The sequence below is a fragment of the Streptomyces sp. NPDC005533 genome (genome assembly GCF_042871845.1).
In the GTDB taxonomy this organism is placed as follows: Bacteria; Actinomycetota; Actinomycetes; order Streptomycetales; family Streptomycetaceae; genus Streptomyces.
This window is the reverse complement of sequence record NZ_JBIAJH010000011.1, coordinates 13,270-36,400: the sequence shown is the minus strand read 5'-3', so window position 1 is coordinate 36,400 and position 23,131 is coordinate 13,270. Positions and strand designations below refer to the sequence as shown.

Genomic DNA, 23,131 nt, shown 5'->3' with positions numbered 1-23,131 from the left:
TTCGCCTCAGCCCCGTTGCCTAGCGGATGTTCGGGTCGAAGGTGAAGATCACCAGCGTGCCCAGAAGGATGGTGAACACCGTGGCGGTGTAGAGCAGGCCCTTCAGCCACAGCCGCGTGTTGGCGCGCTCCGCGTAGTCGTTGATGACGGTACGCAGACCATTGGCGCCGTGCAGCATCGCCAGCCACAGCATCAGCAGGTCCCAGACCTGCCAGAACGGGGAAGCCCACCGGCCGGCCACGAAGGCGAAGCCGATCTTGGAGACGCCGCCGTCGAGCACCAGCTGGATCAGCAGGTGGCCGATGACCAGGACGACGAGCACGATGCCCGAGAGGCGCATGAAGAGCCACGCGACCATCTCGAAGTTGCCGCGGGTCGAGCGCGGGGTCTTGCCCGTGCGCTTGCGCGGGGCCTCGATGTACGGCGCCGGGTTGTCGACGTCGTAGAGCGAGACGCCGGTCACGGAGCCGCCGTCGCCGGCGCCCTTGGTCATGTCGACGGAAGAAGTGTCAGAAGACATGCGTGTCACTTCCCGAACAGTTCAAGGTAGGCGTGACCCAGTACGGGGTACAGGGCCATGGCCATCATCACGATCCAGATGCCCACGACGGTCCAGAGCATCTGCTTCTGGTAGCGGGGTCCCTTGGACCAGAAGTCCACGGCGATGACACGGAGACCGTTGAGCGCGTGGAACAGGATGGCGGCGACGAGGCCGTACTCCAGCAGCGCGACGATCGGAGTCTTGTAGGTAGCCACCACGTCGTCGTACGCCTCGGGGGAGACGCGGACGAGAGCGGTGTCGAGGACGTGTACGAACAGGAAGAAGAAAATGAGGACGCCGGTGACTCGATGAGCCACCCAGGACCACATTCCTTCCCGGCCGCGGTACAACGTTCCAGCCGGCACGGAAAACCCTCCGGAAGCGGGGCGGGGGCCAGCCGGCTTCTTTGTCGGTCGGGCCCGGCCGGGTACGGTCCTCCGGCCCCGGACATCGTAGCGACGCTTTGTCGGTTCCCTTGCGCGGGGGCCATCGGTGTGATCAAACAGGCACGTACGGGCTATCCCACAGGGGCGAATAGCCCGATTTCCGTGGCACTCGGCCCATCGGTCGAGGTCAGCCAGCGTGTCAGATCCCAGAGCCGGTCCTGGGCGACGCGGCGCAGCTCGTCCGCGGAGATGGAGCGCTCCTCGTCCACCTCGTGCGTCATCCTGCGGCGGATCGCCCCCAGCAGCTGGTCCGCCTGCTCCTCCGGCGGATGCCCGGCGAGACTGATCACGAAGGCGTGACCGAACTTCCGTTCGTACTCCGCGTGCGCCGCGTCGAGGGCCAGCAGCGCGGCGTACGGTGCGCCGTGGTCCAGCTCCGCCGAGGACTCCGCGGCCAGCGCCTCGGTCAGATCGGCCTGCGAGAGGTCGTACGAGGCCTCGTCCGCGGCGGCGAGCAGGGCGTCCGGATTCGGGTACGGGCGGTGGGTGGCCATCCGGTGCGCCCAGCGCCGGCTCCCGCAGCAGTTCAGCAGGACGGCGTGGGCGGCCTCGGGGGACAGGGCGTTGAACCGCGTCAGTCCTGAGCCGTGAGAAGGGTCGGGGCAGCCGCGGGCCTGTGCCGGAAGGTGGCTGGACAGCGAGGGCTCCTCGGGGCGCGGCGCGGGTGTACCGCCACGCTAGCGACGGGAGGCAGGGTGTGTCGTACCCATCTGGGGATTTCACCCGGAAGTGAGCCGAAAGGATGACGTGAGCGCCACAGCCAGGCCCGGGAAGTCGTCCGGGAGGGGGAGGGCGACCGAGGCCGCCACCCCCCACAGGAGAGGCCCCGGCCGCCATCCGTCACGGACTCGTGCGACAAGCCCGTACCCCTGTCAGCGCCCGGAGTGCGTTTTGTGTCACACCTCGCTCCGCACAGGATTGGTTGCGCGTTGTATCACTCGTGGACGGGAGGTGCTTGAAAGCCGTAACGTGCTGATTTGCGCCACACGTACAGGACGTTGAACGGGTTGGGGACTTTGCTGGGGGACGACGCGGAGCTGACCGCCGCGGTGCTCGCGGCACAGGACGGCGACGAGAACGCGTTCCGTGCTGTGTACCGCGCCGTGCACCCACGCCTGCTCGGATACGTACGCACGCTCGTCGGAGACGGCGACGCGGAGGACGTGACCTCCGAGGCCTGGCTGCAGATCGCCCGCGACCTCGACTCCTTCACCGGCGACGCCGACCGCTTCCGCGGCTGGGCCGCCCGCATCGCCCGCAACCGGGCCCTCGACCACATCCGCATGCGCGGGCGCCGTCCCGCCATCGGCGGCGACGACACCGAGCTGACCGCGTGGGCCGCCGACTGCGACACCGCGGGCGCGGCGATGGAGTCCCTCTCCACCGGCCGGACCATGGCGCTCATCGCCCGGCTCCCGCAGGACCAGGCGGAGGCCGTCGTCCTGCGCGTCGTGGTCGGGCTCGACGCGAAGAGCGCGGCCGAGACCCTCGGCAAGCGCCCCGGCGCCGTCCGCACCGCGGCGCACCGGGGCCTGAAGAAGCTGGCCGAGCTGCTCGGCGAAGAGGGCGCGGACGGCGGATTCGGGCCGGACCCGGGCACCGGCGCGGAGCCGGGCGCGGCGGTCGGCCATAATGCCGGTGGCCAGCCGTGGGACGGCGGGGGCGGGAGGGATCTCGACGCCGTACCCGCGCAACGCGGCCGTGGCGGGGGCTTCGTAGAACAAACCGGTGTGACGCATTCACGTTGGCGGACGCAGAAGGACATGTGATGGCCGACGAGCGCAACAGGTGGCTGGACCAGGCCGCGGCGGACAGACTGCTGCGCGGCGAACCGGCGGAACCTGTGGGGCCGGCCGGCGCAGAACCGCGTGCCCGCGTCGAGGCCGCGCGACTGCGTGCCGCGCTGGACGCCCTTCAAGCCCTGGGTACGGGCGGCGAGCTGCCGCCCGCGGGCACGGAACTGCCCGGCGAGGCCGCGGCCGTGGCCGCCTTCCGCACGTCACGTGCCGCCGGTCCTTCCGCACGACGGCCGGAGCGCACCGCGCCGGCCGGATCCGGCGAGCCCGTGGTCGATCTCGGCCGTCTCGTCCCCTCCTTCACCCCCGCGCCCCGGCGCGCCCGGACCGTGAGCTTCGGCCTGGCGGCCGCTCTGGCGAGCGTCGCCGTCGGCGGTCTCGCCGCCGCGGCGGGCGCCGGGCTGCTGGACCGGGACCGGCACGACACCGCGGGGCCGGGACCGGCGATGTCCGTGAGCGCCGGCGAGAACCCGGAGCCGGGCATCGGCAGCGGAGCCCCGACGCTCACCCCGAAGCTGCTGCCCACCCCGCTGCCGAACGGCTCGAATTCGACGGTCACCCCCGGTCCCACGCAGTTCCCGGGCCCGGACGGACGCACGGTGCCGGGCACCACGGCCGGCGGGGGCGCCTCGTCGGGCGCCTCGGGCACCGGCGGCGCGGGCAAGGACACCGAGAGCGGCCGGAACGCCGCGGGCGGCACGGGCGACAAGGACCCGGACCGGGACACCTTCGGCGGCGGGGACACCGGCAAGGACCGTGAGCGGCGCGAGCGGGAGACCCTGCTGAAGGCGCTGGACCTCTGCCAGGACTACCGGTCGGGACGCCTCGACGACGACCGCCGCGAGCGGCTCTCCCGCCTGGCCGACGGACTCACCCGGATCCCGGACTACTGCAAGTCGGTGCTGGACGGGGACTCCGGCGGCAAGCGTCGCGACACCCCGCTCGGGGACGGCACGCCGGGGCCCCCGACCCTCGCCCCGGCGCTTCCGCGGGGTGCGACGGGCCTGCGCACCGGCCTCTGACACATGTGCTGACCCGCCTGTAACACTTTTCGAACCGGCGACGCAGTACATATCGAGCCGACTGGTCATCGGCCGCGCATGAGCCGGGGTTCCCCCCGTACCCCTGGGCTCTGCGCAACCGGCGCGGGCGGGGCACGTTCCCCCGGCCCTGCCCGCGCCCTTTACCTCGACCCCGGCGGCCGGCCCACGGCCCGCGCAACAACAAGGCCTTCGACCGGATCCCGGTCGAAGGCCTTCTGCGTGGGCTCGTGGGGCCGCGCGCGTCACCAGTAGACGACGACCTTGTCGCCCACGTTCACCTGGCCGAAGAGCGCCGACAGCTTGCCCTTGTCGCGGACGTTCACACAGCCGTGCGAGGCGCCGGCGTAGCCGCGGGCCGCGAAGTCGGCCGAGTAGTGCACGGCCTGGCCGCCGCTGAAGAACATCGAGTACGGCATGGACGTGTGGTAGAGCGTCGACGTCCACTCCTTCTCCTTGCGGTCCACCTTGAAGACGCCCTCACGGGTCGGGGTGTTCTCCGAACCGAAGCGCACGTCCATGGTGGAGACGACCTTGCCGTCGATCATCCAGGCGAGGGTGCGGCTCTCCTTGCTGATGCACATGACCCGGCCCTCCATGCAGCGCGGGTCCGGCGCGTCGACCTCGTTGACGGTCGGCGGGCGCAGCTCGTCGGCGGTGGGCTTCTTGCTGGCGCCCTGGATCTTCTTCCAGGTGGCCTCGTCGACCGAGCCGGTCGCGGTCAGACCGTTCTTCGACTGGAAGGACTTGACCGCTGCCGTGGTCTTCGAGCCGTAGAAACCGGTCGGGGCCACCGACATCAGCTTGAGTTGGCGCAGGCGGGCCTGGAGCTCGCGCACCTGGTCGGTGTCGTCGCCGTTGGCCATGATCTGCTTCACCGTGGGCGAAGGAGACGCCGACGGGGAGGCCGACGCGGACGCCGACGGCGACGGCGAGGCCTCGGCGGGCTTGTTGTCGGTGGTCGGGGAGGCTTCGGGAGTGGCGCCCGCCGTGGGCGAGGACGGAGCCGAAGGAGTGGAGCCGGCGGACTCCGACTTCTGCGGCCCGCAGGCGGTCGCGGCGAGCGCGACGGCGGCGGCCACCCCGATCGTGCGGATTATGAATCTCTGGCGCTGCATTGCAGTCCCCCGGTTTCTACGTCGTGTATCTAGGTGATGCCTGGCACGCGCGGAGAGTTGCACCGGGCCACGGGATGTTGCGCCATTGTGACCAGCAGCCGTCCGCGGCCTGAAGAACCGATGTGCGGGCACGGTTGTACCAGCCCCGGGCCCGGTGGCTCTACGGAGGTCTTCGTCACATGGCACGCACCGAGAGCGGACTCCCGATCGAACCCGTCTACGGACCCGGCGACCTGACGGAGTGGGACCCCGCGACCGCCCTGGGCGAACCGGGTGAATTCCCCTACACCAGGGGGATTTATCCGAACATGTACACCGGGCGGCCGTGGACGATGCGGCAGTACGCCGGCTTCGGCACGGCCGCCGAGTCCAACGCCCGCTATAGGCAGCTCATCGCGGGCGGCGGCACCGGACTGTCCGTCGCCTTCGACCTGCCGACCCAGATGGGGCACGACTCCGACGCCCCCCTCGCGCACGGCGAGGTCGGCAAGGTCGGGGTCGCCGTCGACTCGCTCGACGACATGCGGACGCTGTTCGACGGGATCCCGCTCGACCGCGTCTCCACCTCCATGACCATCAACGCGCCCGCCGCGCTGCTCCTGCTGCTCTACCAACTGGTCGCGGAAGAACAGGGCATTCCGGGCGAACGGCTGACGGGCACGGTCCAGAACGACATCCTGAAGGAGTACATCGCGCGCGGCACGTACATCTTCCCGCCCGAGCCCTCGCTGCGGCTGACGGCCGACACCTTCCGCTACTGCCGGGCCGAGATCCCCAAGTGGAACACCATCTCCATCTCCGGCTACCACATGGCCGAAGCGGGGGCCTCGCCCGCGCAGGAGGTGGCCTTCACCCTCGCCGACGGCATCACCTACGTCCGTACGGCCCTCGCCGCCGGCATGGCGGTCGACGAGTTCGCGCCCCGCCTCTCCTTCTTCTTCGTCTCCCGCACCACCCTCCTGGAGGAGGTCGCGAAGTTCCGCGCCGCCCGGCGGATCTGGGCCCGCGTCATGCGCGAGGAGTTCGGGGCGCGCGATCCGAAGTCGCTGATGCTGCGCTTCCACACCCAGACGGCCGGGGTCCAGCTGACCGCGCAGCAGCCCGAACTGAACCTCGTACGGGTGGCCGTGCAGGCGCTCGCCGCCGTCCTGGGCGGCACCCAGTCCCTGCACACCAACTCCTTCGACGAGGCCATCGCGCTGCCGACCGAGAAGTCCGCCCGCCTCGCGCTGCGCACCCAGCAGGTCCTCGCGCACGAGACGGACGTGCCGCACACCGTGGACCCCTTCGCCGGGTCGTACGCCGTGGAGCGGATGACCGACGACCTGGAGGCGGCCGCGCTCGCGCTGATGCGGCGGGTCGAGGACCAGGGCGGGGCGGTGGCCGCGATCGAGAACGGCTTCCAGAAGGGCGAGATCGAGCGCAACGCCTACCGCATCGCGCAGGAGACCGAGAGCGGGGAGCGGGTGGTGGTCGGCGTCAACCGCTTCGCGCTGGAGCGGGAGGAGCCGTACGCGCCGCTGCGCGTGGACCCGGCCATCGAGGAGCGGCAGTGCGCGGCGCTGGCCCGGCTGCGCGCGGAGCGGGACGCGGCGGCGGTGACGGCGGCCCTCGCGGCCCTGCGGGAGGCGGCCGCGGGAACGCAGAACGTGCTGTACCCGATGAAGGAGGCGCTGCGGGCGCGGGCCACGGTGGGGGAGGTGTGCGGGGCGCTGCGGGAGGTGTGGGGGACGTACGAGCCGACGGATTCCACATGGTGACCACGCGCCTTCAAAGAGGGCACTGGACTGTCAGGTGTGTCCTCGTGGGACACTCCTGCACATGCTGGGTGTCACCGATCTGCCGACGTACCTCGCCGGCCTCGTACTGATCATTCTCCTGCCGGGTCCGAACTCGCTCTACGTGCTCTCCGTCGCCGCCCGGCGCGGGGTCCGCACCGGATACAAGGCCGCCGCCGGCGTGTTCACCGGCGACGCCGTGCTGATGCTGCTGACCGCCGTGGGCGCGGGAGCGCTGCTGCGGGCCAGCCCGGTCGTGTTCACCGTGGTGAAGTTCCTCGGCGCCGGGTACCTGGCCTGGCTGGCCGTCGGGATGATGCGCGGCGCCTGGGCGCTGTGGCGCACGCGCCGCGAGCGGGACGAGGCGCGGGCCGCCGCCCCCGCCGAACCGGGCGAGAACGAGCGGCCCTACCGGCGGGCGCTGCTGATCAGCCTCCTCAACCCGAAGGCCATCCTCTTCCTGATGTCCTTCTTCGTGCAGTTCGTGGACCCGTCCTACGCCTACCCGGCGCTGTCGTTCCTGGTCCTCGGCGGCCTGCTGCAGACCGGCAGCTTCGTCTACCTGACGCTGCTCATCTTCGGCGGCACCCGGCTCTCGGAGGCCTTCCGCCGGCGCAAGCGGCTGTCGGCCGGGGCCACCTCGGCCGCGGGCGTGCTCTTCCTCGGCTTCGCGGCCAAGCTCGCCGTCAGCTGAGGGCGCGGCGCACCCGGGCGAGCCGCCGGACGGCCCGGCGCACCGCGCGGCTGCGCGGCAGGAACGAGAGCTGCGCCGGGATGCCGCCCGGCAGGCCCAGCGAGGTCAGCCGGCGCCGGGTGAAGTACCGCCAGGCGCGCGCGTCCAGGTGCTGCGCCAGATAGGCCTCGGCCGCCGGCCGGCGCGCGGCCAGGATCTGCGGCTGCATGGTGAACCCGACGGCCGTCAGCAGCGCGGCGGGCTCCGCCCGGACCTGCTCCGGAGTCGGTGGTGTCCAGGCGCGCACGGCCTGCGCGTCGGCGAGGTCCGGGAGCAGGGCGTCCACCAGGGCCAGCGGGACCCGGTTGCTGTTCGGGTACGGGGTCAGGCGGGCCAGGACCGCGTCCGTGCCGGTCCGGGCCACGGGGAGCCCGTACAGGGTGGCGGCGGTCAGCAGGCCGGTGGAGAAGCAGCCGACGACCAGCGCCGGACGCAGCCGCTGGTAGAGGGTCTCGGCGAGCACCGGCGCGGCGATCACGGTCAGCCGCGCGCCGAGCCGCCCGGCCTCCTCCTCGGCCCGGCGGGAGTACGCGGCCGGGGCGCCGGGGTGCGGTTTGAAGACCAGCTCGCGGTGGCCGAGGGCGTGCGCGCCCCGGACCATCGACACATGGAGCTCCTCCTCCTCGGCCGGGGTCATCAGGTCGAGCGCCGACAGGTACTGGCCCAGGAGCAGCGCCGGGGGCTCGGCCCCGGGGACCTCGGGGGCTGCGTGCGCTTCGGTGGCCCCGGCGAGCTCGGCGAGGACCTTGAGGAAGGACTCCGTCGGCACCAGCTCCACCCGCGCCCCGAACTCCGTCAGCAGCAGCGGCTTCAGCCCCGGCACCAGGTCCAGGTGCAGCACCCGCCGCACCCGCATCCCGAGCTGCGGGTCGAGCCGGAAGCGGGTGGGCCCGTAGCTCATCAGCCCGTCGGCGTAGACGTCGACCGCCGCGCCCGGGAAGAGCCGGCACAGCGTCTGGGCCGGCGGCACCTGGAGCGATTCCACGACCAGTTCGACGCGGTCCTCGCCGAGGCCCCACAGGGAGCGCAGCTGCCGTTCCCAGATCGGGACGTCCTCCGCGCGCGGGGCCCAGGTGCTCGGGTGCTGCGGCTCGATGACCCGGTTCCAGTCGAGCACCTCGTCGAAGCGGGTGCGCAGGGCGGCGAAGCCCGGCATGTCCGCGATCCCGGGGGTGACCTCGGCGGTGACGGCGTGGTTGCTGGTCAGCAGGATCCGGCGGCCGGCGGGCGGGAAGGCGCCCGCGTCGATGCCCGCCGCGAGCGTGGCCGCGCCGTAGAGGGTGGAGGCCAGGAAGATCTGGGTGGGCATCAGGCGGCCGCTCCCGAGGGGGCGCGACGGCTGCCGCGCACCCGCCGCAGCAGGGTGGAGCGTTCGATGTCCATCGAGTCCAGGACCTGGTCCAATACGTCCTGGGGCATGCGGCCGAGCGCGGCCGCGCTCATCGAACGGAGTTTCTTGGCCACGGCCGGTTCGAACCTTTCCATGGATCCGAAATGGTGCGCGATAATCGCGCAATACGTTCGGACGGCTTTCGGAAGCAGCAGACCGGATTCCCGGTCCGCGATGACATCCGCCAGTACTTGATCAAACGCCCGGATGAAATCGAGCTGCCGTTCGTCCCCGATCTGCGTCAGGGACGTGGAAACCCCGCGCCGGTAGAAGACCCCGGGCAGGCCCACCGCGGCGAAGGACTCCGCCTCCCGGTGCAGCCGCCAGATCCACGGCCGGTCCTCGGCCGTCCGCAGCCCGTCGGTGAAGTGCAGCACCCCGCGCTCCAGCAGCCGCCGGTGGTACATGCCGGCCCAGGCGTACGGATAGTCCACCGAGGTGGCCCGGTCGGCGGGCAGGATCGCGGTGCGCGGATCGGCGACGACCGACTGCGGGCCGTACGGGACGCGCTGCACGCTCCGCGTCCTGCCCGTGCACCGCACATGGTCGGTGCGGACGAAATCGCAGCTCAGCGCCTCTATGGTGGCCAGCGTGCGGGCCAGGTGGCCGGGGGCCAGCCAGTCGTCGCCGTCCAGGAAGGTGACGTACTCGCCGCGGGCCGCGTCCAGGCCAGTGTTCCGCGCGGTGGCCAGACCGCCGTTCCGCTCGTGTCTGAGGTGCACCGCCCCGGGCAGCTCGCGCGCCGCCCGCTCCAGCAGGCCGGGCGTCCCGTCCGTCGAGCAGTCGTCGACGAGCAGGAACTCGAAATCCTCCCGGGCGTTGAGTTCGAGACTCCTCAGGGCATCCGGTGCGTACGTCTGCACGTTGTAGAACGGCACGACAACAGAGAGCTTGGGCACCCGCGAGACATTAGGGCGCCGCCCGGCATTCACTGTGGCCCGGATGCGGATTTCACGTGAACGGCGCGGGGCGGGCGAGTTAACCCGTGCGCTTTCGCATTTCGTCGACGCGTTGTTAACCCGCTGTTGTGCGCTCGTTGGGCCGATCACCGAAATTGCGGAATAGCTTCTGCCGCGTGCCAGAACGCAAACGCGTCGCCGTACTCGCCGATTCCGATACGCGATGGAAATGGGGCGCACTCACCGCCCGCCGTCTCGTCCCCGACCACCAGCTCACCGGATACCTGCTGCGCGGCCGCGCCACCCCCACCGCGCGCCAGCTCGGTGAGGTGGGGGTGCGGGCCGACCGGCTGTCCGAGGTGACCTGCGCGCAGTTCCTCGCCGAGATCGAGCGGGAGCGCCACGACGTGGTCGTCCTCGCCCTCGTGGGCGGAGCGGTCCAGGCCGTCCTGCACGGGGCCCGCGCCCTGTGGCCGAACCCCGCGAAGCGGCCCGTCTTCGTCACCGGATACGTGGGCGTCGTATACGAGAAGCTCGCCGACGGGCTGCTGCTGCGGCACGGGGCCGACCTCGTCCTCGCCAACTCCCGCCACGACGCCGAGCGTTTCCGCGCCGTGTACGAGGGCGTCGGCGCGGACGCCGGAGCCGTCACCGAGACCGCGCTGCCCTTCCTGGGCGGGGCGCCGTACGAGCCGGCCGGGAGCAGGGCCCACACGGTGGTCTTCGCCGTCCAGCCCTCCGTGCCCGACAGCCGCGCCGACCGCGCCTACCTGCTGGAACGGGCCGCCGCGCACGCACGGCTGCACCCCGACCGGGAGGTGCTGATCAAGCTGCGCAGCAAGCCCGGGGAGCACACCACGCACCTGGAGGAGCAGCCGTACCAGCGGCTCGCGGAGAAGCTCCCGGGCGGACTGCCCGCCAACTGCCGCCTGGTGTACGGGAACATGGGCGAGGTGCTGGACGGCACCGACCTGCTGGTCACCGTCTCCTCCACCGCCGCCCTGGAGTCCCTGCACCGGTCCATCCCGACGGCGATCCTCACCGACCTCGGCATCCGCGAGACCCTCGGCAACCACCACTTCCTGGGATCCGGCTGCCTGGCCTCCTGGGACCAGCTCGACTCCGGGCTCCTCCCGGAGGGCGATCCGCTCTGGCTGGCGGCCCAGGGCGTACGCCCGGGCCCGGCCGCCGCCGCGCGCCCGTCGGCCGAGTCGGTCGGGGCCGCGCTCCCGTCGGCCGACCCGGCCGCCGCCGCGCGTCCGTCGGCCGAATCGGCCGGGTCTGCGGGTTCGTCGGCCGACCCGGCCGCCGCCGCGCGCTCGTCGGACGACCCGGCCGCCGCCGCGCGCCCGTCGGCCGAGTCGGTCGGGGCCGCGTCGGTCGGGGCCGCGCGTTCGCCCGCCGAGCCCGCCGCAGGCGTGGCGCACGACGCCTACGCCGTCGCCCGGGCGAAGGTCGCCGGGCTGGTGGCCGCGACCCGGCTGCCCGCCCTCGCGCCGTACTACACGCTCACCACCGCCCCCCGGTACCTGCCCGGGATCCTCGCCCGGCACCACCTCGCCCCCGACGGCACCCCGCTGCCCGGCGCGGTGCGCCCGACGGCGGGGGAGTCCCGGCTGCGCCGCCGGCTCCGCGCCCACCTGCGCGAGGCCGCACGCGGCGCCTACCGGCACGGCGTGCAGCGCGTCGCCCCGGTGATCCGCAGGCTGGGGGAGCTGTGAGCCCCCGCGTCCTCGCCGTGATCCCGGCCCGCGGCGGCTCCAAGGGAGTTCCGGGCAAGAACCTCGCCGAGGTGGCCGGCACCCCGCTCGTCGCCCGCGCCGTCCGGGCCTGCCGCTCCGCGCCGACCGTCACCGACGTGGTGGTCTCCACGGACTGTGACGCGATCGCCGCGGCCGCCCGCGCCGCCGGAGCCGACGTGATCGCCCGCCCGACCGCGATCTCCGGCGACACCGCGAGCAGCGAGGCCGCCCTCCTGCACGCGCTCGCCGCCTTCGAGGAACTGCACTCCGTCCGCGTGGACGTGGTCCTCCTCGTCCAGTGCACGAGCCCGTTCCTCACCGCCTCCGACGTCGAGTCGGTCGCCGTGGCCGTCGCCTCCGGCGCGGCCGACTCGGCCCTGACCGTGGCCCCCTTCCACGGTTTCCTCTGGCGCTCCGGGGCCGACGGCTCCGGCGCCGGGGTCAACCACGACCAGGCGTACCGACCCCGGCGCCAGGACCGGCCGCAGGACCTGCTGGAGACCGGGGCCGCCTACGCGATGGACGCCGACGGCCTCCGCGCCGCCCGCCACCGCTTCTTCGGCCGCACCCTGCCCGTCGCCACCGACCCCTCCCGGGTCCTGGAGATCGACGACCCGCACGACCTGGAACGCGCCCGCCTGCTCGCGCCCCTGCTCGACCCGCACCCCGCACCGCATCCCCACGCCGTGCCCCACCCCGCGCCCCACCTCGACCCGCAGCCCACACCCCGCACACCCCCGCACCGAAGGACGCCCCCTGCCATGACCTCCACCCCGGACCCCCGCCTGCGCAGCTTCGGAGCGCGCACCGCGGGCCCCGGCCGCCCCGTCTACGTCGTCGGCGAGATCGGCATCAACCACAACGGCGACCTCGGCAACGCCTTCGCCCTCATCGACGCCGCCACCGAAGCCGGCTGCGACGCCGTGAAGTTCCAGAAGCGCACCCCGGAGATCTGCACCCCGCGCGACCAGTGGGACATCGAGCGCGACACCCCCTGGGGTCGGATGACCTACATCGACTACCGCCACAAGGTCGAGTTCGGCGAGGACGAGTACCGCGCCATCGACGAGCACTGCGCCAAGCGCGGCATCGACTGGTTCGCCTCCCCGTGGGACACCGAGGCCGTCGCCTTCCTGGAGAAGTTCGACGTCCCCGCCCACAAGGTGGCCTCCGCCTCCCTCACCGACGACGAGCTGCTGCGCGCCCTGCGCGCCACCGGCCGCACCGTCGTGCTGTCCACCGGCATGTCCACCCCGCAGCAGATCCGCCACGCGGTGGAGGTGCTCGGCAGCGCCAACATCCTGCTCTGCCACGCCACTTCCACCTACCCGGCCAAGGCCGAGGAGCTCAACCTGCGGGTCATCGACACCCTGCGGGACGAGTACCCCAACGTCCCGATCGGCTACTCCGGCCACGAGACGGGCCTGCAGACCACCCTCGCCGCCGTCGCCCTCGGCGCCACCTTCGTCGAGCGCCACATCACCCTCGACCGCGCGATGTGGGGCTCCGACCAGGCCGCCTCCGTCGAGCCCGGCGGCCTGACCCGCCTGGTCCGCGACATCCGCACCATCGAGACCGCCCTCGGCGACGGCGTCAAGCGGGTCTACGAGTCCGAGCTCGGCCCCATGAAGAAGCTCCGCCGCGTCCAGGGCGAGCCGGTAGCCGTCTGACCCCCGCTCCGGCGCGTACGCGTTCCACCCCCCGACAAGGAGTACGTGGTGACCCCCTCCGCCTCCACCCTGGCGTTCGTCGAGAGCCCGGTCCAACTCCTCAACGTGCTGGAGTGGGCGTACGCGCGCAGCGCCCCGGCCGGCGCCGGCCCGCAGCAGCCCCGGCTGGACGGGGTCCCGCGCCAGCGCGGGCACCGCTCCGGCGGGGCGGAACCCGGCCCGGACCGGGCCCGGGCGCAGGGGGACGGCGGGGCCGGGCCGGACCCCGCCCCCGCTCCGGCGGGCGCGGGGTCCTCCCTCAGGATCGTCGTCCTGCCGCCCACCGACCCCATGTCCCGCGGCCAGCTGCGCCGGATGGCCGCGCTGGCGCGGGACGAGGGGTACGAGGTGTGCTGGCAGGAGGCGCGCGGCAGCCGGTTCGCGCCGCTGAAGGCGCTCGCCGCGCTGGCGCGCGACGTCCGCGCGGCGCGCACCGTCGTCATCGGCGACCCCTTCTCGCGCTACGTGCAGCTGCTGCTCACCCTCGTGCGCGCCGAGGAGCTCGTGGTGGTCGACGACGGCACCGCCACCATGGAGTTCGTCGCCCAGACCGCCCGCGGCGAACGCCTCGTACGCTGGCACCGGGTCGGCGGCGGAGGCCTGCCCGGCCGGGTCCGCGAGCTGGCCTACGCACCCGTCTCGGCGACCGCGCGCCGCCGCTTCACCCCCGCCCGGGGCCGCGGCCACCGCGTCGAGGTGTTCAGCTCGATGCCCGTCACCGCCCACGGCGCCATGACCCTGCGGGTCAACGACTTCGCCTGGACCCGCGCCCGCTTCGGCCCGCCCCGCCTGACCCGGGGCACCGACCTGGTCGGCACCTCACTGGTGGAGACCGGTGTGGTGGACCCGGCCCGCTACCTGGAGGCGGTGCGCGCCCTCACCGTGGAGCACGGCGCCACCCGCTACTTCGCGCACCGCCGCGAGTCCCCGGAGAAGCTGCGCGCGCTGAGCCGGGCGACCGGGCTGGAGATCGTGCGCCCGGACCTGCCGCTGGAGCTGATCGCGCGGCGCGGTCCCGTCGGCCGGACGATCGTCAGCTTTCCGTCCACCGTCGTCCACACGCTGCCGTACGCCCTGACCGGTACCGGTGTGACCGTCGCCGTATGCGATGTGGACCCGTCCTGGCTCACCGGCTCCGCGTCCGCGCGCGCCCGCAGCTTCCTCGCCGGGGTCACCGACACCGCCCGTGATGTGCGCAGACTCCCTGCCCAGGCGGCTCCTACGGCCGGATGAGCGCGCGAGTTTACCCCCCCGGACATCCGGTCATGCGCCAGAGGCCGTGTTTCTTTCCCCTAACGGCATGAACTTTTCTGGATCCCCGGCCAGTTGACCCGTCTGTGCGCCTACCCTTCAACGGGTGAACCAGTTGATGTCCCGCGAGTCCCCGACCGCCCAGCCCGCCGCGTCCGACCGGCCCGAGCTGCCCGGCACACTTCCGGACCACCTGCGTACCGAACTGATCGCCTTCCGCCGGGACTTGCACATGCACCCGGAGCTCGGACACCAGGAATTCCGTACCACCGCGGCGATCAAGGCCCGGCTGGAGAAAGCCGGCCTGCGACCACGGGTGCTGAAGTCCGGCACGGGCCTGATCTGTGACGTCGGCACCTGGGACGGGGGCCGGCCGATGCTGGCCCTGCGCGCGGACATCGACGCCCTGCCCATCCCGGACGCCAAGACGCACGTCTCGTACCGCTCGACCTTCCCGGACCGCGCCCACGCCTGCGGCCACGACGTGCACACCACCGTCGTCCTCGGCGCCGGCCTGGTGCTCGCCGAGCTCGACCGGCAGGGGCTGCTGCCCCGTCCCGTACGGCTGCTCTTCCAGCCCGCCGAGGAGGTGCTGCCGGGCGGAGCCACCGACGCCATCGACTCCGGGGTGCTGGACGGCGTGGGCCGGATCGTCGCCGTGCACTGCGACCCCCGGGTCGACGCGGGGCGGATCGGGCTGCGGGCCGGCCCCATCACCTCGGCCTGCGACCGGCTGGAGGTCACCCTCTCCGGCTCCGGCGGGCACACCGCGCGCCCGCACCTGACCACCGACCTGGTCACGGCCGCCGCCCGGGTGGCCGTGGACACCCCGGCCCTGCTGGCCCGCCGGATGGACGCCCGCTCGGGGATGTCGGTCACCTGGGGCCGGATCGAGGCGGGGCACGCCTGCAACGTCATCCCGATGCACGCCGAGCTGTCCGGAACCGTGCGCTGCCTGGACCTGAACGCCTGGCACGAGGCGCCGGACATGCTCTACGGGGCGATCGACGAGATCGCGACCATGCACGGGGCCAAGTTCGAGATCAACCACGTGCGCGGGGTGCCGCCCGTGGTCAACGATCCGGTGATCACCGAATTGCTGCGCGAGGCGATGACGGCCCGCTGCGGCGCCGAGTCGGTCGAGGACACCGAGCAGAGCCTGGGCGGGGAGGACTTCTCCTGGTACCTGGAGCACGTCCCCGGCGCCATGGCCCGTCTGGGCGTGCGGGCGCCGGGGGACACGGCCAAGCACGATCTGCACCGCGGTGACTTCGACGTGGACGAGGACGCGATCGCGGTCGGCGTGGAGTTCTTCACGGCCGCCGCCCTGCTCGACGGGCGTCGCACCGTCTCCGCCCGGTAGCGGCCGGGGCGACGTTCCTTACAACATCGACGATTCTCCTGCCGGGCGTGTCCAGCCCTTGGTACACAAGGGCTGGACCCGTAACGAGTCACCAATCGGTCACTGTCCGGTTCACGACGATCCGATAACGACTCATGAACGGGCCTTTAACTGACATCTACGCGCGTTACGATCGCCGCGAAACCAGCGCCGGTCGTGGCGCTTCGGTCAGGTTTTGAAGGAGCCTCCCCTTGCGCCGGATCACCAGGATCGCCACCGTGGGCATCGCGTCCGCGGCGCTGGCCCTCTCGGCCACCGCCTGTGGCGGTAAGAAGTCCTCTGACGCCTCCTCCTCCCCCTCGGAGTCGGGTCAGAAGTCCGCTGCCATCGCGTACGACATCGGTGGCCGCGGCGACCAGTCGTTCAACGACGCCGCCTACGCCGGCCTGAAGAAGGCCGAAACCGACCTCAAGATCAAGGGCGCCGAGGCGGAGCCCACCGACGGTGAGGGCGAGGCCGACAAGGTCCAGCGCCTGACCGAGCTTGCCCGCAAGGGCAACAACCCGGTGATCGGCGTCGGTTTCGCCTACGCCCCGGCCATCAAGAAGGTCGCGCCGAAGTTCCCGGACACCACGTTCGCGATCATCGACGACACCTCGGTGACCGGCCCGAACATCGCCAACCTCGTCTTCAACGAGGAGCAGGGCTCCTACCTGGCCGGCGTCGCCGCCGCCAAGGTGTCCAAGACCGGCACGGTCGGCTTCATCGGCGGTGTCGAGGTTCCGCTGATCAAGAAGTTCGAGGCGGGCTTCACCCAGGGCGTCAAGGACACCAACCCGAACGCCAAGGTGCTTTCCCAGTACCTGACCCAGCCGCCGAACTTCGACGGTTTCGCCAAGCCCGACCTCGGCAAGGCCGCCGCGCAGGGTCAGATCGACGCGGGCGCGGACGTCGTCTACGCCGCCGCCGGTCTCGCGGGTTCCGGTGCCATCGAGGCCGCTTCGGCCAAGGGCAAGTGGGCCATCGGCGTCGACTCCGACCAGTACAACCAGGCCGGTCTGGCGAAGTACAAGGACTCCATCCTGACCTCGGTCACCAAGGACGTCGAGGACTCCGTCTTCAACGTGATCAAGTCGGTCCAGGACGGCAAGCCGACCACCGGTGAGATCCGCTACGGCCTGGACAAGGACGGCGTCGGCCTGGCCGACTCCAACCCGAAGTACAAGGCGATGCCCGACGTCATCGCCGCGGTGGAGAAGGCCAAGGCCGACATCATCGCCAAGAAGATCGAGGTCAAGACCGCCCCGTAAGGCCGTCTCCGACAAGTAGTCCTGGTCTCCGGGGTCCGGGCAGCGGTCTCGATCGCTACCCGGGCCCCGAGCCACGTTCTGTGATCACTAGTCTGTGACCAAGTGGCCCTGTGGCCGCCAGTTTTCACTTCCGACAGTGCTACGCGCGTAGAAGCATCGTGGACGCGATACTTTCACTCCCCGCCCTGTCCCCCCCTGCCTTCCGCTCCTTCCGCGCCAAGGAGAGTGCGTCATCAACGCGTCCAGCCCGCCCCCCGCCGTAGAACTGCACGGCATCACCAAGCGCTTCCCCGGCGTCGTCGCCAACAAGGACATCGCGATCACCGTCCGCAAGGGCACGGTCCATGCCTTGATCGGCGAGAACGGCGCCGGCAAGTCGACCCTGATGAAGATCCTCTACGGCATGCAGAAGCCGGACGAGGGCACCATCGCCATCGACGGGGAGCAGGTCTCCTTCACCACCCCCGGCGACGCCATCGCCCGCGGCATCGGCATGGTGCACCAGCACTTCATGCTCGCCGACAACCTCACCGTCCTGGAGAACGTGGTTCTCGGCGGCGAGAAGCTGTACGGCATCGGCGCCAAGGCCCGCAAGAAGATCAAGGAGATCTCGGACGCGTACGGCCTCGGCGTACGCCCCGACGTCCTGGTCGAGGACCTCGGTGTCGCCGACCGCCAGCGCGTGGAGATCCTCAAGGTCCTCTACCGCGGCGCGCAGATCCTCATCCTCGACGAGCCGACCGCCGTGCTCGTGCCGCAGGAGGTGGACGCCCTCTTCGACAACCTGCGCGAGCTCAAGGCCGAAGGCCTGACCGTCATCTTCATCTCGCACAAGCTGGGCGAGGTGCTGAAGGTCGCCGACGACATCACCGTCATCCGGCGCGGCACCACGGTCGGCACCGCCGACCCGAGGACCGCCACCACCAAGCAGCTCGCCGAGCTGATGGTCGGTGCGGAGCTGCCCTCGCCGGAGACCCGCGAGTCGACGGTGACCGACGTCCCGATGCTCCAGGTGCGGAACCTGACCCTCGCCGCGACCGACGCCGTCGTCGCCGAGCCGGAGGTCCTGGTGCCCGCGGCCGCCGCGGACTCCGCGATCGTGGAGCACGTCGAGGTCGGCCGCCTCCTGCTGGACGACGTCAGCTTCACCATCCACAAGGGCGAGATCCTCGGCATCGCCGGTGTCGAGGGCAACGGCCAGACCGAGCTGATCGAAGCCCTCATGGGCATGGCCTCCGCCGACACGGGCGTGATCACGCTCGACGGCACGGACATCACGAAGGCCCCGGTGCGCAAGCGCCGCGAGGGCGGCATCGGCTACATCCCCGAGGACCGGCACCGGCACGGCCTGCTGCTGGAGTCCCCGCTGTGGGAGAACCGCATCCTCGGCCACGTCACCGAGGCGCCCAACTCCAAGCGCGGCATCCTCGACACGAAGGCGGCCCGCAAGGACACCGAGCGGATCGTGCGCGAGTACGACGTCCGCACGCCCGGCATCGAGGTCACCGCGGCCTCGCTCTCCGGCGGCAACCAGCAGAAGCTGATCGTCGGCCGCGAGATGAGCCACAACCCGAAGTTCCTCATCGCCGCCCACCCCACCCGCGGTGTGGACGTCGGCGCGCAGGCGCAGATCTGGGACGCGATCCGCGACGCCCGCCGCGAGGGCCTGGCCGTCCTGCTCATCTCCGCGGACCTGGACGAGCTCATCGGCCTGTCCGACACCCTGCGGGTGATCTACCGCGGTCGCCTGGTCGCGGACGCCGACCCCGCGACCGTCACCCCGGAGGAGCTCGGCACCGCCATGACGGGCGCCGCCTCCGGGCACCTGGAAGCCACCGACAACCACTCCGCCGCTGCCGACGGTGACACGACGGAGGATGAGGCCCGATGAAGAAATTCGACAAGGACCGGCTGCTCCTCGGCTTCGCCGGGCCCGTGCTGGCCCTGGTCAGCGCCTTCCTGCTGACCATGATCGTGCTGGCGGCGACGGGCATCGACCCGATCGAGCCGCTGCGCCTCATGGTGGAGAACGCCGGCTACGAGGACGTCCAGGTCCTCATCGTGAACCAGGCCGGTACGTACTACCTGGCGGCCCTGGCCGTGGCCATCGGCTTCCGGATGAACCTCTTCAACATCGGCGTCGACGGCCAGTACCGCCTCGCGGCGATGCTCTCCGCCGTGGTCGGTGCGGCCGTGGCCCTGCCGGGCCCGCTGCACCTGCTGCTGATCGTCCTCGTGGCGATGCTCGTCGGTGCCTTCTGGTCCGGTATCGCCGGTGTCCTCAAGGCGAAGCGCGGCGTGAGCGAGGTCGTCTCCACGATCATGCTGAACGCCATCGCGACCAGCCTGATCGCCTGGCTGATGCTGACGAAGAACCTCGGCGTCCAGGCCGTGGGCTCCAACGACCTGACGACCGGCGACATCGCCGAGTCGGGCTGGTTCCCGGCCGTGTCCCTCGGCGACGGCCTGGAGCTCTACGGCTTCACCTTCGTGGCCTTCGCCCTCGGCATCGTCTACTGGTTCGCCCTCAACCGGACCCGCTTCGGCTTCGACCTGCGCGCCACCGGCGCCAGCGAGTCCGCCGCCCAGGCCTCCGGCGTCGACGCCAAGAAGATGATCATCACCTCGATGCTCATCTCCGGTGCGGTCGCGGGTCTCGCCGGCATGCCGCAGCTGCTGGGCGAGACGCACACCTACAACCTGGCCTTCCCCGTCGGTGTCGGCTTCACCGGCATCACCATCGCGCTGCTCGGCCGCAACAGCCCGGTCGGCATGCTCTTCGCCGCGTTCCTGATGGCCTTCATCGACAAGGCCTCGGCCTCGCTCGACCAGGCCGGGTACGCGAAGGAGATCGGCACGATCATGAAGGGCCTGATCGTGATCGCGGTCGTCGTCTCGTACGAACTCGTCGGCCGCTACGGCGTCCGGCGCCAGCAGCAGAAGGTCGGCGAGGAGCTCGCCGCCGGGCACGCCATCAAGACCGACAAGGAGGTCGCGGCGTGAGCACCAGCACTGTCTCCGCGACGGCTGCCGCCCCGAAGAAGTCCGGCGGTCGCAAGAAGCTCACCCTGCCCTGGATCATGCTGATCATCGCGGGTGGCCTCGCGCTGGTCTCGCTGGTCCGCCTGATCAGCGGCGCGAACGACCTGACCTCCGTCGGCCAGGTCTCCGGCGCGCTCTCGCTCGCCGTCCCGATCGGCCTCGCCGGCCTCGGCGGTCTGTGGGCCGAGCGCGCGGGCGTCGTCAACATCGGCCTCGAAGGCATGATGATCCTCGGCACCTGGTTCGGTGCCTGGGCCGGCTACCAGTGGGGTCCGTGGACCGGCGTCATGGCCGGCATCATCGGCGGCGCCATCGGCGGCCTGCTGCACGCGATCATCACGATCACCTTCAACGTCAACCACATCGTCTCCGGTGTGGCCGTCAACATCCTGGCGCTGGGCTTCACGCAGTACCTGTCGAACTTCACCTTCGCGGACGCGCCGGGCGGCTCCTCCAAGCAGTCGCCGCACGTCGAACCGATCTACAAGATCACCGTCCCGGGGCTGTCCGACTGGATGTCCGACCTCCAGGCCAAGCACTGGTTCTTCGTCTCGGACCTCGCCGGCGTCATCGGCGGCCTGGTCACCGAGCTGTCCCTGCTGACCATCGTCGCCCTGCTGCTGATCCCGGCCACCTGGTGGGTGCTGTGGCGGACCACCTTCGGTCTGCGGCTGCGCTCCTGCGGTGAGAACCCGATCGCGGCCGAGTCGCTGGGCGTCAACGTCTACAAGTACAAGTACATCGCCGTGATCGTCTCGGGCGGCCTGGCCGGCCTGGGCGGCGCGTTCCTGTCGATCGTCGCCAGCCCGATCTACCAGGAGGGCCAGACGGGCGGGCGCGGTTACATCGGTCTCGCCGCGATGATCTTCGGTAACTGGATGCCGGGCGGCATGGCGCTGGGCGCGGGCCTGTTCGGCTTCATCGACAGCCTCAAGCTGCGCGGTGGCGCCACGAACGTCCACGCCATGCTGCTGCTGATCGCCATCGTGCTGGTGCTCGTCTGCGCCTGGCAGCTCTACAAGAAGAAATACCTGCAGGCCTGCATCTCGGCGGCCTGCGCCGCGCTGCTGTTCGTCTGGTACGCGATGACCGACTCGGTGCCGAGCCAGTTCGTGGACGCGGCCCCGTACGTGACCACGCTGCTGGTGCTCGCCCTGTCCGCGCAGCGCCTGCGGATGCCGAAGGCGGACGGCATGCCGTACCGCAAGGGCCAGGGCAAGTGACCCCGGCCCACGCCGTGGACTGGGAAGCCCTGCGGACGGCCGCCCGGGACGCGATGTCCCGGGCGTACGCCCCGTACTCGGGCTTCGCGGTCGGGGTCGCCGCCCTCGTCGACGACGGCCGCACCGTCGTCGGCTGCAACGTGGAGAACGCGAGCTACGGCCTCAGCCTGTGCGCCGAGTGCGGCCTGGTGTCCTCCCTCCAGGCCACGGGCGGTGGCCGCCTCACGCACTTCACGTGCGTCGACGGCCGGGGCGAGATCCTCGTGCCGTGCGGCCGCTGCCGGCAGCTGCTCTTCGAATTCGGCGGACCGGACCTGCTGGTGGAGACCCCGAAGGGGATCCTCCCGCTGGCGGAGATGCTGCCCCAGGCCTTCGGGCCCGACCACCTGAGATAGCCGTGCCGACGGCCCTTCGCCCCTGCCGGGGCGGAGGGCCGTCGTACTTCCGCAAACCCCTCTCTCTATGCGCGTAGAAGGAAGCACCACATGGACGTCATCTCCGTCATCCGGACCAAGCGGGACCGCGGTGAGCTGAGCCCCGAGCAGATCGACTGGGTCATCGACGCGTACACGCGCGGTGTCGTCGCCGACGAGCAGATGTCGGCGCTGGCGATGGCCATCCTGCTGAACGGCATGAACCGCACCGAGATCGCCCGCTGGACCGCGGCGATGATCGCCTCCGGCGAGCGCATGAACTTCGACTCCCTCTCCCGCCCCACCGCCGACAAGCACTCCACCGGCGGCGTGGGCGACAAGATCACCCTGCCCCTGGCCCCGCTCGTCGCCGCCTGCGGCGCGGCCGTCCCGCAGCTCTCCGGGCGCGGCCTCGGCCACACCGGCGGCACCCTCGACAAGCTGGAGTCCATCCCCGGCTGGCGCGCGCTGCTGTCCAACGAGGAGATGCTGCACGTCCTCGACACCACGGGCGCCGTCATCTGCGCGGCCGGCGACGGCCTGGCCCCGGCGGACAAGAAGCTCTACGCCCTGCGCGACGTCACCGGCACGGTCGAGGCCATCCCGCTGATCGCCTCCTCGATCATGTCCAAGAAGATCGCCGAGGGCACCGGCTCGCTCGTCCTGGACGTGAAGGTCGGCACCGGCGCCTTCATGAAGAACATCGAGGACGCCCGCGAGCTGGCCCGCACCATGGTCGGTCTCGGCACGGACAGCGGCGTCAAGACCGTCGCCCTGCTCACCGACATGTCCACCCCGCTCGGCCTGACCGCCGGCAACGCCCTCGAAGTCCGCGAGTCGGTCGAGGTCCTGGCCGGCGGCGGCCCCGCCGACGTGGTCGAGCTGACCATCGCCCTGGCCAAGGAGATGCTGGACGCGGCGGGCATCAAGGACGCCGACCCGGCCAAGGCCCTCGCCGACGGCTCCGCGATGGACCACTGGCGCCGGATGATCGCGGCCCAGGGCGGCGACCCGGACGCGACCCTGCCGGTGGCCCGCGAGCAGCACGTGGTCACCGCCCCCGCTTCGGGCGTCCTGACCCGCCTGGACGCGTACGGGGTCGGCGTCGCCGCCTGGCGCCTGGGCGCCGGCCGCGCCCGCAAGGAGGACCCGGTGCAGGCCGGCGCGGGCGTCGAGCTGCACGCGAAGCCGGGCGACACCGTCACCGCCGGCCAGCCGCTGATGACCCTGCACACGGACACCCCGGAGAAGTTCGCGTACGCCCTGTCCGCGCTGGAGGGCACGTACGACGTCTCCCCGGCCGGCACGGCCTTCTCCGCCACGCCGATCATCCTGGACCGCATCGCCTGACCTGCGGC

20 protein-coding genes and 1 pseudogene are annotated in these 23,131 nt (G+C 71.6%); 15 read left to right on the top strand and 6 right to left on the bottom strand.

The features are described from left to right. Positions 1 to 19: 19 nt before the first annotated feature. The 3 genes from ACFYP3_RS13480 to ACFYP3_RS13470 all read right to left on the bottom strand — a co-directional run bounded on the left by ACFYP3_RS13480 (position 20) and on the right by ACFYP3_RS13470 (position 1,520). Positions 20 to 520 (bottom strand): succinate dehydrogenase hydrophobic membrane anchor subunit, encoded by a 501-nt coding sequence (locus tag ACFYP3_RS13480; RefSeq protein WP_362800489.1) that lies wholly within the window; start codon positions 518 to 520, stop codon positions 20 to 22. 5 nt (positions 521 to 525) lie between these two features. Then, positions 526 to 906, bottom strand: coding sequence for a succinate dehydrogenase, cytochrome b556 subunit (gene sdhC / locus ACFYP3_RS13475; protein WP_388831197.1), 381 nt, complete (start codon positions 904 to 906; stop codon positions 526 to 528). Between the two features lie 152 nt (positions 907 to 1,058). Further along, complete coding sequence (locus ACFYP3_RS13470) at positions 1,059 to 1,520, bottom strand: 2-oxo-4-hydroxy-4-carboxy-5-ureidoimidazoline decarboxylase (protein ID WP_388831448.1); 462 nt, start codon at positions 1,518 to 1,520, stop codon at positions 1,059 to 1,061. Positions 1,521 to 2,003: 483 nt separating this feature from the next. Here ACFYP3_RS13470 and ACFYP3_RS13465 point away from each other — a divergent pair, with 483 nt between their 5' ends. Both ACFYP3_RS13465 and ACFYP3_RS13460 read left to right on the top strand, forming a co-directional pair. Continuing rightward, complete coding sequence (locus tag ACFYP3_RS13465; protein WP_385813832.1) at positions 2,004 to 2,756, top strand: RNA polymerase sigma factor; 753 nt, start codon at positions 2,004 to 2,006, stop codon at positions 2,754 to 2,756. Next, positions 2,756 to 3,805 (top strand): hypothetical protein, encoded by a 1,050-nt coding sequence (locus tag ACFYP3_RS13460; protein ID WP_388831195.1) that lies wholly within the window; start codon positions 2,756 to 2,758, stop codon positions 3,803 to 3,805. The genes ACFYP3_RS13465 and ACFYP3_RS13460 overlap by 1 nt, the downstream gene beginning before the upstream one ends. A gap of 263 nt (positions 3,806 to 4,068) precedes the next feature. Here ACFYP3_RS13460 and ACFYP3_RS13455 read toward each other — a convergent pair whose 3' ends face one another. Continuing rightward, positions 4,069 to 4,941 carry a peptidoglycan-binding protein gene (locus ACFYP3_RS13455; protein WP_388831193.1) on the bottom strand — a complete coding sequence of 291 codons (873 nt, stop codon included), beginning with the start codon at positions 4,939 to 4,941 and terminating at the stop codon, positions 4,069 to 4,071. 179 nt (positions 4,942 to 5,120) lie between these two features. Between ACFYP3_RS13455 and ACFYP3_RS13450 the strand changes: the two genes are divergently transcribed. Together ACFYP3_RS13450 and leuE are read left to right on the top strand one after the other, a co-directional pair. After that, the gene (locus tag ACFYP3_RS13450) at positions 5,121 to 6,701 is read left to right on the top strand and encodes a methylmalonyl-CoA mutase (RefSeq protein ID WP_388831191.1); all 1,581 of its coding nucleotides are present in this window, start codon (positions 5,121 to 5,123) and stop codon (positions 6,699 to 6,701) included. Positions 6,702 to 6,762: 61 nt separating this feature from the next. Next, positions 6,763 to 7,413 (top strand): leucine efflux protein LeuE, encoded by a 651-nt coding sequence (leuE, locus tag ACFYP3_RS13445; protein ID WP_388831189.1) that lies wholly within the window; start codon positions 6,763 to 6,765, stop codon positions 7,411 to 7,413. On the opposite strand, the gene ACFYP3_RS13440 is transcribed toward leuE, so the two are convergent. Next, positions 7,406 to 8,761, bottom strand: a complete 1,356-nt coding sequence (locus tag ACFYP3_RS13440; protein ID WP_388831187.1) for a polysialyltransferase family glycosyltransferase — start codon at positions 8,759 to 8,761, stop codon at positions 7,406 to 7,408. The genes leuE and ACFYP3_RS13440 overlap by 8 nt on opposite strands. Next, positions 8,761 to 9,741 (bottom strand): glycosyltransferase family 2 protein, encoded by a 981-nt coding sequence (locus tag ACFYP3_RS13435; RefSeq protein WP_388831185.1) that lies wholly within the window; start codon positions 9,739 to 9,741, stop codon positions 8,761 to 8,763. Before ACFYP3_RS13435 ends, ACFYP3_RS13440 begins: the two co-directional genes overlap by 1 nt. A 176-nt stretch (positions 9,742 to 9,917) precedes the next feature. On the opposite strand from ACFYP3_RS13435, the gene ACFYP3_RS13430 reads away from it, so the two are divergent. The 11 genes and pseudogenes from ACFYP3_RS13430 to ACFYP3_RS13380 all read left to right on the top strand — a co-directional run bounded on the left by ACFYP3_RS13430 (position 9,918) and on the right by ACFYP3_RS13380 (position 23,123). Beyond that, the gene (locus tag ACFYP3_RS13430) at positions 9,918 to 11,462 is read left to right on the top strand and encodes a DUF6716 putative glycosyltransferase (RefSeq protein WP_388831183.1); all 1,545 of its coding nucleotides are present in this window, start codon (positions 9,918 to 9,920) and stop codon (positions 11,460 to 11,462) included. Continuing rightward, positions 11,459 to 11,830, top strand: a pseudogene (locus ACFYP3_RS13425) (cytidylyltransferase domain-containing protein); the annotation flags it as partial. The gene ACFYP3_RS13430 and the pseudogene ACFYP3_RS13425, both read left to right, overlap by 4 nt. 414 nt (positions 11,831 to 12,244) lie before the next feature. Then, positions 12,245 to 13,153 carry an N-acetylneuraminate synthase family protein gene (locus ACFYP3_RS13420; protein WP_388831446.1) on the top strand — a complete coding sequence of 303 codons (909 nt, stop codon included), beginning with the start codon at positions 12,245 to 12,247 and terminating at the stop codon, positions 13,151 to 13,153. A 48-nt stretch (positions 13,154 to 13,201) separates the two neighbouring features. Then, the gene (locus ACFYP3_RS13415; RefSeq protein WP_388831181.1) at positions 13,202 to 14,425 is read left to right on the top strand and encodes a hypothetical protein; all 1,224 of its coding nucleotides are present in this window, start codon (positions 13,202 to 13,204) and stop codon (positions 14,423 to 14,425) included. Positions 14,426 to 14,561: 136 nt separating this feature from the next. Further along, a complete protein-coding gene (locus ACFYP3_RS13410) occupies positions 14,562 to 15,806 on the top strand; it encodes an amidohydrolase (RefSeq protein WP_388831444.1) in 1,245 nt (414 codons plus the stop codon). Between the two features lie 230 nt (positions 15,807 to 16,036). Then, on the top strand, positions 16,037 to 17,095 hold the full coding sequence (locus ACFYP3_RS13405; protein ID WP_388831179.1) for a BMP family protein: 1,059 nt from the start codon (positions 16,037 to 16,039) through the stop codon (positions 17,093 to 17,095). Between the two features lie 232 nt (positions 17,096 to 17,327). Next, positions 17,328 to 18,986 (top strand): ABC transporter ATP-binding protein, encoded by a 1,659-nt coding sequence (locus tag ACFYP3_RS13400; RefSeq protein ID WP_388831442.1) that lies wholly within the window; start codon positions 17,328 to 17,330, stop codon positions 18,984 to 18,986. Beyond that, a complete protein-coding gene (locus tag ACFYP3_RS13395) occupies positions 18,983 to 20,098 on the top strand; it encodes an ABC transporter permease (RefSeq protein ID WP_388831177.1) in 1,116 nt (371 codons plus the stop codon). The genes ACFYP3_RS13400 and ACFYP3_RS13395 overlap by 4 nt, the downstream gene beginning before the upstream one ends. Further along, positions 20,095 to 21,360: an ABC transporter permease gene (locus ACFYP3_RS13390; RefSeq protein WP_388831175.1), complete on the top strand. Its 1,266-nt coding sequence runs from the start codon at positions 20,095 to 20,097 to the stop codon at positions 21,358 to 21,360. Before ACFYP3_RS13395 ends, ACFYP3_RS13390 begins: the two co-directional genes overlap by 4 nt. After that, positions 21,357 to 21,755, top strand: coding sequence for a cytidine deaminase (locus ACFYP3_RS13385; RefSeq protein ID WP_388831173.1), 399 nt, complete (start codon positions 21,357 to 21,359; stop codon positions 21,753 to 21,755). The genes ACFYP3_RS13390 and ACFYP3_RS13385 overlap by 4 nt, the downstream gene beginning before the upstream one ends. A 90-nt stretch (positions 21,756 to 21,845) precedes the next feature. After that, the gene (locus tag ACFYP3_RS13380; protein WP_351586138.1) at positions 21,846 to 23,123 is read left to right on the top strand and encodes a thymidine phosphorylase; all 1,278 of its coding nucleotides are present in this window, start codon (positions 21,846 to 21,848) and stop codon (positions 23,121 to 23,123) included. Positions 23,124 to 23,131 lie beyond the last annotated feature (8 nt).